The sequence below is a fragment of the Aeromicrobium sp. JJY06 genome, assembly GCF_044069275.1.
GTDB classification, from domain to species: Bacteria; Actinomycetota; Actinomycetes; order Propionibacteriales; family Nocardioidaceae; genus Aeromicrobium; species Aeromicrobium tamlense.
Window position 1 is genome coordinate 220,305 of record NZ_JBIMRD010000002.1, and the last position, 14,095, is coordinate 234,399.

Genomic DNA, 14,095 nt, shown 5'->3' on the forward strand with positions numbered 1-14,095 from the left:
GCGAACTGCGACGAGGCGTCACGTCTCACGAGCGACTCGGGGGATGACGGCCATGTCACAGGATGCGCGACGGGTGCCGGTGGAGGATCGCTGGCTCGGGCTGGATCGAAGGTCACTTCCCTACGGCCTGGTCGGCTTCGCGGTGATCGCGTTGTGGGCCTGGGTGATGCCCTGGGTCAACGCTCAAGTGCCGTGGGACGACACGACAGAGGTCGGGGAGGCGTTCCAGGTCACCACCGAGGTCGCCATGACCGTCCCCGCTGGGTGGGGCGTCGAGTCCGGACTCAGGACCGTCGACGAGCCGCGCGGCGGCGATGAGGCGCGAGATGCCGAGCAGACGGTGCTCGTGAAGGATGGCGTGGTCTTCGCGATCCTTCAGGGTCCGTTCGACGAGAGTCCCGCCCGTCTGCTCGAGCAGGCGAACCGGATCACCGGCGCGCAGTCCTCCGGCTACCACGTCTCCGGCGAGGTGCACAATCTGACCACTTCCGGAGGGCTGCGCGGGGTCGCACAGGACTTCACCGCGGCCACCGGCGCCGGGACCGTGTCCGCATTCGTGGTGGACGGGCAGGGCATCGAGATCCAGGTCGCCGGGCCGCAGGAGCAGGTCACTGCTCTCAAGGGGGAGACGCGCGCGATGATCCACTCCCTGACGAAGGACGGAGGCGAGTCCTGATGAGCATCACGACCGAGTCCGCCACCCCGGAGTCGCGCGAGCTGCTCGAGCGTCGCGAGGCAGCGATCGAGGAGTCCGGGTGGGGTAGCCGATTCCGCCTGTTCCAGCCTCGCAATCTCTGCCTCTGGGTCCTCGTCCTGCTGCTGCTCATGGGTGCTCGCCAGCTCTACGGGATCGCGGCGCCGTTGGCCGGCGTGTTCGCCGACGCCGACCTCGCGGCCGTCGCGTCGTCCGGGGTCTTCCTGCTGGTGTTCGTCCTGTTCCTTCACCACGCCGACCGCTACGAGCGCACCCCGGCGCTGCTCGCCGTGACCGCCTTCGTCGGCGGTGGCATCGGAGCCACGTGGGCCATGGCGCTGCCGGGGAACGCCGCGCTGATGGACCTGTATGCCAAGCTCTTCGGGCAGGCATGGGCCTCGGACTGGAAGGCAGGCCTGACCGCGCCATTCGTGGAGGAGAGCGCCAAGGGCGCGGTGTTCCTCCTGCTGCTCGGCCTCGCTCCGTTCGTCATCCGCACCGTCTACGACGGTCTGATCGTCGGCGCTTACGTGGGACTGGGATTCCAGGTCCTGGAGGACATGCTGTACGGGCAGAACGCCGCCTACGCGAACTTCGGCGTCGACCAGGTCGGGGCGGTGCTGCAGACCTTCTTCATCCGCTCGCTCTCGGGCATCGCGTCGCACGCCATGTACACCGCCATCTTCGCCGCCGGCATCATCTACCTCGTCGGCACGCGAGCCCAGCCGCGCCGAGTGGGGCGGGGTCTGCTGCTGATGGTCTCGGCGATGGTCGTTCACGGTCTGTGGGACTCGATGCTCGCGCTCGCGAACGACAACGGCTTCGTCGTGTCGCTGCTCATGCTCGGCATCACCGTCGCCAGCTTCGTCGTGCTCCTCGTGGCACTGCGCTGGGGTGCGCACCGTGAGCGCGGCTGGCTGCACGACGTGCTCGCTCCCGAGGTCGCCAACGGCACGCTCACCGACCTCGAGCTCGCGGCGCTCGCAGGCGCACGCTCGCGGCGTCGCAAGGATCGCAAGGCCGCCATCAAGCACCGCGGCGACGGGGTCAGCCGGCGACGCGAGAAGCATCTTCTCGCCGCCGGCCTGGACCTGGCTCACGACCTGTCCGAGAGCCACGGCAACGAGAGTCCCGAGGTCGCTCACTCGCGCGCCGAGATCCAACGGCTCCGGACCCGCTGAGCTCGCCGCGCCACACGCCGATCTGGTGCAGGACCCCCGCGCGCTCGCACGTGGGCGGTGCGCACGCGGGCGAAGGCGTGGCGGTGCTTGCGCGGGGCTGACCCGTCCGGTTGAGTCACCCCCGTGACGTACGCCGATCCCCACGCCTGTCCCGCCTGCCGAGGCCCGATCGGCGGCGTCGACACCTGCCCGCGCTGCGGCTTCGTCCTCGGCTCGCCCGAGGCGCAGCGGCTGTGGGGCCTGTTCCTCGAGGCCGACCGGCTCGTCGCGCAGGGACGCGCGCGCCAGGGAGCCACGGCGGCCGAGGTGACCGCGCCCGTCGCCGCCACGCCCGCCGCGACCCCCACCTCCTCGATGCCCGCCGCAGTCGTGCCCCCGGTCCGCACGTGGTCGACCGGCTCGCTCCTGCTCGGCCTGGGCGCCGTGTGCCTCATCGTCGCGGCGATCATCTTCGCCACCGTGGCGTGGGGCTCGCTCGGCATCCTCGGCCGCGCGCTGATCCTGCTCGCCGTCACCGCGCTCGTCGGCGCGACGGCCTCGTGGGCCACGCGACGGGGTCTCGTCGGCACGGCCGAGGCGCTCTGGACCGTGTTCCTCGGCCTCGTCACGGTCGACTTCCTGGCCGCGGTCGCCGAGGGCCTCTTCGGCCTGTCCTGGTCGGACTTCGCCCTCGTCTCGGTGATCTGGACCGCCGTGCTCGTGGGCGCCGGCGTCGCCATCGTGCGGTGGGCTCGGCCCCGGCTGGACCGTGACCTGATCACCCCGCAGCTCGCGGGCGGGTTCGCGCCCTTCGTCAGCGCGCCCGCCGTGATGATCAGGCTCGGAGATCTGGGGGAGGGCGACCACTGGTTCTGGGCGGCGGCCGCCGCCCTGGTGCTGCCGCTGGCGGTCGTCGCGGTCGCCCATCGCACGCGCCTCCGCTGGATGCTGTGGCCCAGCGCCCTGCTCGCGCTCCTGCTCACGGCAGTGCTCGTCGTGCTCGCGATCGACTCCGCCCTCGGCGGCTCCCGTGTCCTCACGCCGAGTGACGCGTTGCCGGCTCTCGTGCTCGCGGCAGTCGCCGTGGCCGGAGCGCGCCTGGTCCCGCCGCTGCGCGCCTGGCTGATCGCCTTCGCGGTCGTCGCCGTCCTGTTCCTGGTGGGCGTCGCGTTCGACGGCTGGGCGTGGAGCGCCGACCTCGACACGACCGCCGCGGGGCTCGTCGCGGTCGCCGTGGCCGTCGCTGTGCTCGCCGCGCTCGTCACCCGGCCCGACCTCTGGTCGCTCGGCGTGCGGTGGGGCGCGGTCGTCGCCGGCGCGGGCGTGCTTCTCTGGTGCGGCGCGGCGAGCACGGCCACCCTGGAGCGCACCGACCGGGCCGGCTGGTTCTCCTCGCCGCGCGATCTGTGGATCCGCCCGGCCGACATGACCATCACGGAGGGCTGGTGGGTCCTCGCGGTGGCGCTGCCGTTGATCGTCGCGTGGCTCGCCACCGCCCGCTGGCCGGCCCCGCGGCTCCTGCCGGACGAGTGGCGCGTCCCGGTCGCCGAGATCGCGGCGGGCGCCGCCGTCGTCACGGCTGTCGCGGCCTCGTCCCTGCCATTCCTCGTCCACGCGATCACGCTCGTGGTGGTGGGCGTCGTGCTCGCCGTGGTCCTGCGCACCGCTCGCTGGGAGCTGTCGATCGTCCCGGTCGCGGTCGTCGCTCTCGCGATGGTGGTGGTGCCGCTCGGCGGTCCGTCGACCGCGTGGGCCTGGGGCCTGGCCGCGGTGGGCGCCTTGGCATGCGCGGCGGTCGACCTCGACGAGGACCCGCCGGGGCCCCGTCGCCTCGTCTCCGCGGGGGCGGCAGGACTGGCGGCGTTCGCGATCGTGGCGACCGTGGCCCAGGTGGCCGACCTCGCCGACGTCGCCCCCGAGGCGTGGGGCGTCGTGGTGTTCGGCGTCGCCGCGGGCCTGCTGCTGCTCACGCTGGCGCTCGACGAGCTGCCGTGGCACCGCACCGCCGTGGAGGTCGTCGTCGCGGTGACCCTGCTCGTGTGCGTGGTCCGCGACGGCGACGACCTCGCACGGGTCGCGCTGCTGCTGACGATCGGCGCGGTCGGGACCGCGATCGTGGGGCTGCTCGACGACGACCGCACGTACCTGCGCTGGGTCGCCCTCGGCCTCACCGGCGGCGCCTGGGTGGCGCGGCTCGCGGCCAGCGAGGTCGACACGATCGAGGCCTACACGGCGCCGTTCGCCGTCGCGGTCCTCGCAGCCGGCTGGTGGCGCCTGCGCACGGATCCCGAGAGCCGCACGTGGACCGCCCTCACGCCGGGTCTCGTGCTCGCGCTGCTGCCGTCGCTGCCGCAGGCGCTCGACGAGCCGACGAGCCTCAGGGCCGCACTGCTGGCCCTCGTCGCCGCCGCCGTCCTGGGCGCGGGCGTCGTGCTGCGCTGGGGCGCCCCGGTGATCGCGGGTGCAGCGGTGCTGCTGCTGCTCGTGCTGGCGAACGTCGGGCCGACCGCGCTCGGCCTGCCGCGGTGGATCCTGATCGCCGCCGCGGGACTGGTGCTGCTGCTCGTGGGTACGACCTGGGAGAAGCGCGTCGCGGAGGGTCGCGCCCTCGTGGCGCGCCTCGGCGCGCTGAGGTGAGGGTCACCTGAGCACGGCGCGCCGGGACATCATTTGATACCGTTTATCTTGACATCAAGATATCTGGGACTTAGGTCATCCTGATCGCCCGCGGGCGCTGTCGCGGGGGCAGGATGGGAACACCAGCGAAGGAGAAGCCCATGAGCGTCGACACATTCAAGGCCAAGGACTCCCTGTCGGTCGGGGACGCGTCTTTCGACTACTACCGGCTCGATGCGGTCCAGGGCGAGGGACTCGACGTCGCCTCCCTGCCGTTCAGCCTCAAGATCCTGCTCGAGGCGCTCCTGCGCACCGAGGACGGCGCGGACATCACCGCCGACGACATCAAGGCGCTGGCCTCCTGGGACCCGAAGGCGGACCCGAGCAAGGAGATCCAGTTCACGCCCGCCCGCGTGATCATGCAGGACTTCACCGGCGTCCCGTGCGTCGTCGACCTCGCCACGATGCGCGAGGCCATGGCCGACCTCGGCGGCGACCCCGCCAAGATCAACCCGCTCGCGCCCGCCGAGATGGTCATCGACCACTCCGTGATCGCCGACGTCTTCGGCACGCCCGAGGCGTTCGAGCGCAACGTCGAGATCGAGTACGAGCGCAACGGCGAGCGCTACAAGTTCCTCCGCTGGGGCCAGGGCGCCTTCAGCGACTTCCGCGTGGTCCCGCCGGGCACCGGCATCGTCCACCAGGTCAACATCGAGAAGCTCGCCCGCGTCGTGTTCACCCGCGACGCCGACGGCGGCGTCGTGGCCTACCCCGACTCCTGCGTCGGCACCGACTCGCACACCACGATGGTCAACGGCCTGGGCGTCGTCGGCTGGGGCGTGGGTGGCATCGAGGCCGAGGCCGCGATGCTCGGCCAGCCGATCAGCATGCTGATCCCGCGCGTCGTCGGCTTCAAGCTCTCGGGCGAGCTGCCCCAGGGCGCCACCGCGACCGACCTCGTGCTGACGATCACCGAGATGCTGCGCGACCACGGCGTCGTCGGCAAGTTCGTCGAGTTCTACGGCTCGGGCGTCAGCGCCGTGCCGCTGGCCAACCGCGCCACGATCGGCAACATGAGCCCCGAGTACGGCTCCACCATCGCGGTCTTCCCGATCGACGAGGAGACCACGAAGTACCTCGAGCTCACCGGCCGCACGGCTGAGGAGATCGCCCTGGTCGAGGCCTACGCCAAGGCCCAGGGCCTGTGGCACGACGCCGACCACGAGCCGCGCTACTCCGAGTACCTCGAGCTCGACCTGTCCGAGGTCGTCCCGTCGATCGCCGGCCCGAAGCGTCCGCAGGACCGCATCGAGCTGACCGACAGCAAGACCGCGTTCCGTGCGTCGCTGCGCGACTACGTCGACCACAGCGAGCAGCAGCTCAACGGCTACGACGAGGCCGTCGAGGACTCCTTCCCGGCGTCCGACACCCCGAAGACGTCCACGTACGCCAACGGCGGCGAGGGCCCGCACGAGCACGCCACCGGCGCGCCGGGCGAGCGCGTCCGCAACCCGCAGACCGTGACCCTCGAGGACGGCACCACGTTCGAGGTCGACCACGGCGCCGTCACCATCGCGGCCATCACGTCGTGCACCAACACGTCGAACCCGTCGGTCATGATCGGCGCGGGCCTGCTGGCCAAGAAGGCCGTCGAGAAGGGCCTGCAGCGCAAGCCGTGGGTCAAGACCACGCTGGCGCCCGGCTCGAAGGTCGTCACCGACTACTACGAGAAGTCGGGCCTCAACGTCTACCTCGACAAGCTCGGCTTCAACCTCGTCGGCTACGGCTGCACCACGTGCATCGGCAACTCCGGTCCGCTGATCCCCGAGGTGAGCGCCGCCGTCAACGAGGGCGACCTGGCGGTCACCGCGGTGCTCTCGGGCAACCGCAACTTCGAGGGCCGCATCAACCCCGACATCAAGATGAACTACCTCGCGTCCCCGCCGCTGGTCATCGCGTACGCGCTCGCCGGCTCGATGGACGTCGACCTGTTCAACGACCCGCTCGGTCAGGACGAGGACGGCAACGACGTCTTCATGAAGGACATCTGGCCGTCGCCGTCGGAGGTCGAGGACGTGATCGCCAGCGCGATCGACGCCGACACCTTCAGCCGCGAGTACGCCGACGTCTTCGCCGGTGACGAGCGCTGGCAGAACCTGCCGACGCCCGAGGGCGACACGTTCGCGTGGGACGAGGACTCCACCTACGTCCGCAAGGCCCCGTACTTCGACGGCATGGGCCTGGAGCCCGACCCGGTCACCGACGTCGACGGCGCGCGCGTGCTGCTCAAGCTGGGCGACTCGGTCACCACCGACCACATCAGCCCGGCCGGTGCCATCAAGAAGGACAGCCCGGCGGGCAAGTACCTGATGGACAAGGGCGTGCAGCCCCGTGACTTCAACTCGCTCGGCTCGCGCCGTGGCAACCACGAGGTCATGATCCGCGGCACGTTCGCGAACATCCGCCTGCGCAACCAGATCGCGCCCGGCACCGAGGGCGGCTTCACGCGCGACTTCACCGCCGACGGCGAGGTCACGTCGGTGTTCGACGCCTCGCAGAACTACCAGGCCGCCGGCGTCCCGCTGGTCGTCCTGGCGGGCAAGGAGTACGGCTCGGGCTCGTCGCGCGACTGGGCCGCCAAGGGCACCGCGCTGCTGGGCGTCAAGGTCGTCATCGCCGAGTCGTACGAGCGGATCCACCGCTCGAACCTCATCGGCATGGGCGTCCTGCCGCTGCAGTTCCCCGAGGGCGAGAACGCCGACTCGCTGGGCCTGACCGGTGAGGAGACCTTCACGGTCACCGGCATCACCGAGCTCAACGACGGCACCACGCCGCGCACGGTGAAGGTCAAGGCCGACGACATCGAGTTCGACGCCGTCGTCCGCATCGACACCCCCGGTGAGGCGAACTACTACCGCAACGGCGGCATCATGCCTTACGTGCTGCGCTCGCTGCTCGACTGAGCGAACGCTCCCGGAACCGCCCGTCACCGTCTCGGTGGCGGGCGGTTCTGCGTCCCGCCGTGATGGGATGGGGGAGTGACGATCCACTCCGAGCACCCGTTCGTGCCCGCCGACCGCGACAAGGACGCCTTCCGGCGCCTGCGGGGACGGCTGCCGTCCCCGGTCACGGTGGTGGCGACGGGCACCGGCCGCGGCCGCGCCGGTCTCACGGTGTCGTCTCTGCTGCTCGTCGACGGCGATCCTCCGCGCATCGAGGTGTTCGTCGACCCGGACTCCGAGCTGGGGGAGTCGCTCGAGGTGGGCGCCCGCGCCGCGGCCAGCGTCCTGCAGGCGGGGGACGCCTTCCTCGCCGAGGTCTTCGCCGGCCTGGCGCCGGCTCCGGGCGGCATGTTCACGGTGGGCACCTGGGTCGACTCGGACTGGGGTCCGCGCCTCGACGACCGGTCATGGTGCGGGTTCACCGTCGACGAGATCTCCGAGCTCGGCTGGTCGCTGCGGGTCACCGGCACGGTGCGGACGGTGGCCGTCGAGGCCGCCACCGGGGCCGCCCACGCCCGGGGCCGCTTCCACGATCTCGGCTGAGCGACGCGGCACGGCTGGTCGCGGGGCCGCGCTGGTCGGTCGTCGTTACGATGGAGCAATGGCTTCAGTGCTCAGCTCCGTGTCCGGTCCCGCCGATCTGCGGCGCCTGGACGACGAGTCGCTGACGCGGCTCGCCGCGGAGGTCCGCGAGCTGCTGATCGAGTCGGTCGCGGCCAACGGCGGACACCTCGGTCCCAACCTCGGCGTCGTCGAGCTGACGATCGCGCTGCACCGCGTCTTCGACTCCCCGAACGACAAGATCGTGTGGGACACGGGCCACCAGGCGTACGTGCACAAGATGCTCACGGGCCGCGCCGACCAGTTCGGCGACCTGCGCAAGGAGGGCGGCCTCTCGGGCTACCCCAGCCACGCCGAGTCGCCCCACGACTGGGTCGAGAACTCGCACGCCTCCACGTCGCTGTCCTACGCCGACGGCCTGGCCCGCGCCAACGCGGTGCAGGGCAAGGACGACCACGTCGTCGCCGTGATCGGCGACGGCGCCCTCACCGGCGGCATGGCGTGGGAGGCCATCAACAACATCTGCGCCGACAACTGTCGCCGGGTGGTCATCGTCGTCAACGACAACGGCCGCTCCTACACGCCCACGGTCGGCGGCCTGGCCAACCGGCTCACGCAGATCCGCACGAACCCGCGCTACGAGCCCGCGTTGAGCGCGATCCGCGAGCGGATGACCACCGGTCCGAAGGTCGCCGAGGTCGCCTACGAGGCGCTGCACGCGATCAAGAAGGGCTTCAAGGACGCGCTCGCGCCCCAAGGCATGTTCGAGGACCTCGGCATCAAGTACCTCGGTCCGGTCGACGGCCACGACCGCCGCGCGATGGAGCAGGCGCTCACCGCGGCCCGCAACTTCGGCGGCCCCGTGCTGGTCCACGCGATCACCACGAAGGGCCAGGGCTACGACATCGCCGTGGCCAACGAGAACGACCAGATGCACCAGGCGCACCCGTTCGACCGCTCCACGGGCGAGGCCATCAGCATCGCCCCGGCGGGCTGGACCTCGGTCTTCCGCGACGAGATCGTGCGCATCGCCGACGACCGCCCCGACGTCGTGGGCATCACCGCCGCGATGCTGTACCCCACCGGCCTGGACGCGTTCGCCGACAAGTTCCCCGACCGCGTGCTCGACGTCGGCATCGCCGAGCAGCACGCCGTCACGAGCGCGGCCGGGATGGCGATGGGCGGCCTGCACCCCGTCGTCGCGGTCTACGCCACCTTCCTCAACCGCGCCTTCGACCAGGTCCTCATGGACGTCGCCCTGCACCGCCTGGGCGTCACGTTCGTGCTCGACCGCGCCGGCGTCACCGGCGACGACGGCGCCAGCCACAACGGCATGTGGGACCTCTCGCTGCTCCAGCTGGTCCCCGGCCTGCACCTGGCCGCCCCGCGGGACGGCAGCCGCCTGCGTGAGCTGCTGCGCGAGGCCGTCACGATCGACGACGCCCCCAGCGTGGTCCGCTTCGCCAAGGGCCCGGTCGCTCCGGACCTCGAGGCGATCGACCGCGTCGGCACGGTCGACGTCCTGCACCGCAGCGAGGGCTCCGAGGTCCTCGTCGTCGGCGTGGGCACGATGGCCGCCACGGCCGTCGACGTCGCCCAGCGCCTCGAGGCCGAGGGCGTGCCCGCCACGGCCGTCGACCCCCGCTGGATCAAGCCGCTCGACCCGGCCGTCCTCGACCTCGCGGCCGAGCACCGCCTCGTCGTCACGATCGAGGACAACGGCCGCCAGGGCGGTGTGGGCTCCACGATCCTGCACGCCGTGAGCGATCGTGGCCTCGACGTCCCGGTGCGCATCCACGCGGTCGAGCAGGAGTTCCTCGACCACGCCAAGCGCGACGTCATCCTGAAGCGCCTGGGCCTGACCGCCGAGTCGATCGCCGAGGACGCGCTCGGCCGGCTCCGGGAATTCTCCGAGGGTGACCGACGTTGACGCGGAAGTGGTTTTCACGACGACGTTCCGATGAGTACGAGCGCGACCCGATCCCGCTGATCGTCGCCCTCGACGGCTTCCTCAGCGCGGGATCCTCCTCCGTCCTCGCGGCGGAGCACCTGCGCACCGCCGACGCCGAGGTGGTCCACGAGTTCGATCTCGACTCGATGCTGGACTACCGCGCGCGGCGACCCCCGATCACGTTCCGGCGCGACCACTACGTGGACTACGTCGAGCCGGTCCTGCAGATCACCCGCCACCGCGATCGCGCCGGCACGCCCTACCTGCTGCTGGCCGGCCCCGAGCCGGACTTCGGCTGGGAGGCCTTCGCGGCCGAGACGATCGACGTCATCTCCGAGCTGGGCGTCCCGTTGACGGTGGGCCTCGGGGGAGTGCCGATGGGCGTGCCCCACACGCGGCCGCCGCTGCTGACGATGCACGGCACGCGCCCCGAGCTGGTCGACCGGAAGAACTTCTGGAACGCCGAGGTCTCGGTGCCGTCGTCCGCGCAGTCGCTGCTGGAGTACCGCATGCGCGAGCACGGCCTCGACGCGATCGGCTACGTCGTGCACGTGCCGCACTACCTCGCCCAGGTCGAGTACCCCACGGCGGCGCTCGCGCTGCTCGAGGCGGTCGGCCTGCGGCTGGGGCTCGACCTCGACCTCGAGGAGCTGCGCGCCCGCCAGCCCGAGTCGATCACCGAGATCGAGCAGCAGATCGCCGAGCAGGACGGTGAGCAGGTGCTGCACGGCCTCGAGGAGCAGTACGACATCTTCAGCCGCGGCGCGGCCGAGTCGCTGCTCGCCGACGACGCCAGCCTCCCCACGGGCGACGAGCTCGCCAGCCAGCTGGAGCAGTTCTTGGCCAGGCAGCGCAAGGACGACCAGGGCTGACCCTCAGACCCGTCCTGTGACCACGGTTACCGCCACCTGGGGCCGCCGGCGCCCCGGTGGCGGAGCCGATCTTCGATAGGATCGCGATCGTGCCTGCCTCCGTGAACGAACTCGTCGAACTGCTCCAGATCGAACAGCTCGAGGTGAACCTCTTCCGCGGTGGACAGCCCCGCAAGTCGCGCCTGCAGCGCGTCTTCGGCGGCCAGGTGGCCGGGCAGGCCGTGAGCGCGGCCCAGCACACCGTCACCGACGGCAAGCACCTGCACTCGCTGCACGCCTACTTCATCCTGGGCGGCGATCCGAGCATCCCGATCATCTACGACGTCGAGAGCGTCCGCGACGGTCGCTCCTTCGCGACGCGCCGGGTCTCGGCGCGCCAGCACGGCGAGGTCATCTTCTACATGACCGCGTCGTTCCAGCGCGACGAGGAGGGCTGGGACCACCAGGACGTCCTGCCGCCCACGCCGGGTCCGGAGGACGCCACGTCGATGTTCGACCTGGTGAAGTACATCAGCCCCGACGGCGCCGAGCAGTGGAAGCAGGAGTGGGGCGGCTTCGACATGCGCTACGTCGGCGATCCGCGCCCGGAGGACGATCCCACGCGCCCGTACGTCCCCGTCGTGCAGCGGATGTGGTTCAAGGCCAGCGACCGGCTGCCCGACGATCCCGAGCTGCACCGTGCCGCGTTCACGTACTACAGCGACTTCAGCCTGCTGGGCGCGTCGCTCGTGCCGCACGGCCTGGTGATCAGCTCGCCGAAGGTCCAGCCGGCCTCGCTCGACCACGTCGTGTGGTTCCACCGCCCGTTCCGCGTCGACGAGTGGCTGCTGTACGACCAGACGTCCCCGTCGGCGTCGGGTGCCCGCGGACTGAGCACCGCGCGCGTGTTCACGCAGGACGGCACCCTCGTGGCCACCGTGGCCCAGGAGGGCCTGATCCGGCCGGCGAAGCCGCGCGAGCAGCGCTGACCCCGCCGGGCCGGAGGGCGGTCAGGCCGGAGTGATCCGGCCGACGAGGTGCGGGACGGACTTCCGCGCGTCGCGAACGCCGAAGGTCGTCACCTCGCCCTCGGACTCGGTGCCGAACACCACGGTGGACGGCAGCAGGACGGGCTTCTTGAACTCGACGTCCACCGTGTAGGCGTCGGGCAGCCGGTTCTGCAGCGTGGCGAGGCTGTGCGCCTTCGTCCACATGCCGTGCGCGATCTGGCGCGGGAACCCGAACGCCTTGGCGGTCCACGGGTAGAGGTGGATCGGGTTCCGGTCGCCGGAGACCGCGCCGTAGCGACGACCGAGGTCGCTGCCGAGCTTCCAGTGCACGACCCCCTCCGGGGCCTCGACGCCGGCCAGCGGCGGCACCATGCGCTCGTCGCCACCGTGACGGCTGCGGAACAGGACGGTCATCGTCTCGTCCCACACCAGCTCGCCGCCGACGTGCGCCTCGCTGACCAGCGAGATGAGCCGGCCCTTCGGGTGCGGGTCGTCGGAGGTGGCGCGCAGCGACAGCTCGTAGATCTCCTCGCGGCCGATTGGACGGTGCTGCGTGATGCGGTTGCGCAGGTGCACCGCGCCCATCGGCGGGAACGGGAACGCCGTGTCCGTCATGAGGCTCAGGTGCAGCGTGTGGGCCGCGATGTGCGGGTAGGTCGCCGGGAGCGTGTCCGCGCGCGAGAAGCCGCAGACCTCGTTGTAGCGGTCGAGGTGGGCGAGGTCGGTGGCGACCCGCGTGCGCCGCAGCGTGACGTCGGGTAGACCGCCCTTCTCGTGCTTGATGCCCGGCAGCGTGCCGACGACCGGGATCGCCGGCAGCGCCGCCTTGAGCATGAGCGGCAGGCCCGCGGGGGCCTTCTCGTAGGTGCGGGTGCTCATGTCAGGCCCCGAGGAAGCCCTGGCCGCACACGCGCACGACGTTCCCCGAGATCGCGGACGAGCCGGGGTGGCAGTACCAGGCGATCGCCTCGGCGACGTCGACGGGCTGCCCGCCCTGCGACAGCGAGCTGAGGCGGCGCCCGGCCTCGCGGATGCCCAGCGGCATCGTCTTGACCATGTCGGTCTCGATGAAGCCCGGCGCGATCGCGTTGACCGTGATGCCGTCGCCGGCCACCTGCGGGGCGAGCGCCTGGACGAAGCCGATGACGCCGGCCTTGGCCGTGCCGTAGTTGGTCTGGCCGTTGTTGCCCGCGATGCCGGCGATCGACGAGATGCCGATGACGCGACCGCCGGGGCGGATGAGCTTCTGCTCGAGCAGGTGGGCCGTGATGCGCTCGGGGGCGCCGACGCTGATGTCGACGACCTTCGCCCAGTTCTCGGACTTCATGTTCTTGAGGCGCTTGTCCCGCGTGATGCCCGCGTTGTGCACCACGAGGTCGACGCCGTCGCCGAGGCCGGCTGCGATCGTCTCGGGCGCGTCGTCGGCGGTGATGTCGCAGACGATCGACGAGCCGCCGAGCTCCTCCATCAGCGCGTCGAGGTCGGCCTGCAGCGGCGGGACGTCGAGGCCGATGATCGTGGCGCCGTCGCGGTGCAGGGTGCGGGCCATCGCGGCGCCGAGGCCACGCGAGGCACCGGTGACGAGGGCGACCTTCCCGGCCAGCGGGAGCGCGGGGTCGGCGGGGGAGTCGGCCTCGACGAGGTCGGTGGTGCCGAGGCGGACGACCTGGCCGTCGACGAACGCGGACTTCGGCGAGAGCAGGAACTGCAGCGTGGAGCCGATCGCGTCCTTCGACTCGGGCGTGACGTACACGAGGTTGGCCGTGCTGCCGTTGGCGCCGATCTCCTTGCCCAGCGAGCGCACGAAGCCCTCGAGGCCGCGCTGCGCGATGGCGGCGCCGACCGAGCCGGCGCGCTCGGGCAGCACGCCGACGACGACGATCTTGGCGCTGGACGCGAGGCTGCGCAGGACGGGCGTGAAGAACTCCTGGAGCGCGACGGTGCCGGCGGCGGAGTCGATGATCGAGGCGTCGAAGACGAGGCCCTTGTAGCGACGACCCTCGGCGCGCACGGTGGTGGTGTCGATGCCGGCGCCCTTGAGCAGACCCGGGAGGGACTCGGCGACCAGGCCGGCGCCACCGATCAGGACGGGACCGTCGACCAGCGCGCCGCCGCGGTAGCGCTCCAGCTCCGGCGGATTCGGCAGGCCCAGGTTCTTCACCAGGAACTGACCGATCGGGTTCTGGACCATCGACTTGTAACGGTCGCTCATCGCAGGGTGTGTCCTATCTCTCGGATCTCTCAGATACC

Annotated in this window: 10 protein-coding genes; 8 read left to right on the plus strand and 2 right to left on the minus strand. The window is 71.4% G+C overall.

The window, feature by feature from the left end; all coding sequences use genetic code 11:
- Positions 1 to 52: 52 nt before the first annotated feature.
- The 8 genes from ACGWYL_RS12525 (at position 53) to ACGWYL_RS12560 (ending at position 11,824) form a co-directional block, all read left to right on the plus strand.
- Entirely contained in the window at positions 53 to 676 is a 624-nt protein-coding gene (locus tag ACGWYL_RS12525; protein ID WP_395487341.1) for a hypothetical protein, read from the plus strand.
- Positions 676 to 1,875, plus strand: a complete 1,200-nt coding sequence (locus ACGWYL_RS12530) for a PrsW family intramembrane metalloprotease (protein ID WP_395487342.1) — start codon at positions 676 to 678, stop codon at positions 1,873 to 1,875. Before ACGWYL_RS12525 ends, ACGWYL_RS12530 begins: the two co-directional genes overlap by 1 nt.
- A gap of 123 nt (positions 1,876 to 1,998) precedes the next feature.
- Positions 1,999 to 4,491 carry an SCO7613 C-terminal domain-containing membrane protein gene (locus ACGWYL_RS12535; protein WP_395487343.1) on the plus strand — a complete coding sequence of 831 codons (2,493 nt, stop codon included), beginning with the start codon at positions 1,999 to 2,001 and terminating at the stop codon, positions 4,489 to 4,491.
- 140 nt (positions 4,492 to 4,631) lie between these two features.
- Positions 4,632 to 7,433, plus strand: a complete 2,802-nt coding sequence (gene acnA, locus ACGWYL_RS12540; RefSeq protein WP_269306663.1) for an aconitate hydratase AcnA — start codon at positions 4,632 to 4,634, stop codon at positions 7,431 to 7,433.
- Positions 7,434 to 7,508: 75 nt separating this feature from the next.
- The gene (locus ACGWYL_RS12545; protein WP_395487344.1) at positions 7,509 to 8,015 is read left to right on the plus strand and encodes a flavin reductase; all 507 of its coding nucleotides are present in this window, start codon (positions 7,509 to 7,511) and stop codon (positions 8,013 to 8,015) included.
- Positions 8,016 to 8,073: 58 nt separating this feature from the next.
- Positions 8,074 to 9,963: a 1-deoxy-D-xylulose-5-phosphate synthase gene (gene dxs / locus ACGWYL_RS12550; RefSeq protein ID WP_179424832.1), complete on the plus strand. Its 1,890-nt coding sequence runs from the start codon at positions 8,074 to 8,076 to the stop codon at positions 9,961 to 9,963.
- Positions 9,960 to 10,856 carry a proteasome assembly chaperone family protein gene (locus tag ACGWYL_RS12555; protein ID WP_179424830.1) on the plus strand — a complete coding sequence of 299 codons (897 nt, stop codon included), beginning with the start codon at positions 9,960 to 9,962 and terminating at the stop codon, positions 10,854 to 10,856. The genes dxs and ACGWYL_RS12555 overlap by 4 nt, the downstream gene beginning before the upstream one ends.
- An 89-nt stretch (positions 10,857 to 10,945) precedes the next feature.
- Positions 10,946 to 11,824: an acyl-CoA thioesterase II gene (locus ACGWYL_RS12560; RefSeq protein WP_179424828.1), complete on the plus strand. Its 879-nt coding sequence runs from the start codon at positions 10,946 to 10,948 to the stop codon at positions 11,822 to 11,824.
- A gap of 21 nt (positions 11,825 to 11,845) precedes the next feature.
- Here the strand turns inward: ACGWYL_RS12560 and ACGWYL_RS12565 are convergent, their stop codons facing one another.
- On the minus strand, positions 11,846 to 12,724 hold the full coding sequence (locus ACGWYL_RS12565) for a MaoC family dehydratase (protein WP_395487345.1): 879 nt from the start codon (positions 12,722 to 12,724) through the stop codon (positions 11,846 to 11,848).
- 1 nt (position 12,725) lies between these two features.
- On the minus strand, positions 12,726 to 14,057 hold the full coding sequence (locus ACGWYL_RS12570) for a 3-oxoacyl-ACP reductase (protein ID WP_179424824.1): 1,332 nt from the start codon (positions 14,055 to 14,057) through the stop codon (positions 12,726 to 12,728).
- Positions 14,058 to 14,095: the final 38 nt, after the last annotated feature.

What these genes read in the sequence shown, in the direction of transcription:
- dxs (WP_179424832.1), top strand. Translation starts at nt 8,074, where the DNA reads ATGGCTTCAGTGCTCAGCTCCGTGTCCGGTCCCGCCGATCTGCGGCGC.
- acnA (WP_269306663.1), top strand. Translation starts at nt 4,632, where the DNA reads ATGAGCGTCGACACATTCAAGGCCAAGGACTCCCTGTCGGTCGGGGAC.
- ACGWYL_RS12530 (WP_395487342.1), top strand. Translation starts at nt 676, where the DNA reads ATGAGCATCACGACCGAGTCCGCCACCCCGGAGTCGCGCGAGCTGCTC.
- ACGWYL_RS12570 (WP_179424824.1), bottom strand. Translation starts at nt 14,057, where the DNA reads ATGAGCGACCGTTACAAGTCGATGGTCCAGAACCCGATCGGTCAGTTC.
- ACGWYL_RS12525 (WP_395487341.1), top strand. Translation starts at nt 53, where the DNA reads ATGTCACAGGATGCGCGACGGGTGCCGGTGGAGGATCGCTGGCTCGGG.
- ACGWYL_RS12565 (WP_395487345.1), bottom strand. Translation starts at nt 12,724, where the DNA reads ATGAGCACCCGCACCTACGAGAAGGCCCCCGCGGGCCTGCCGCTCATG.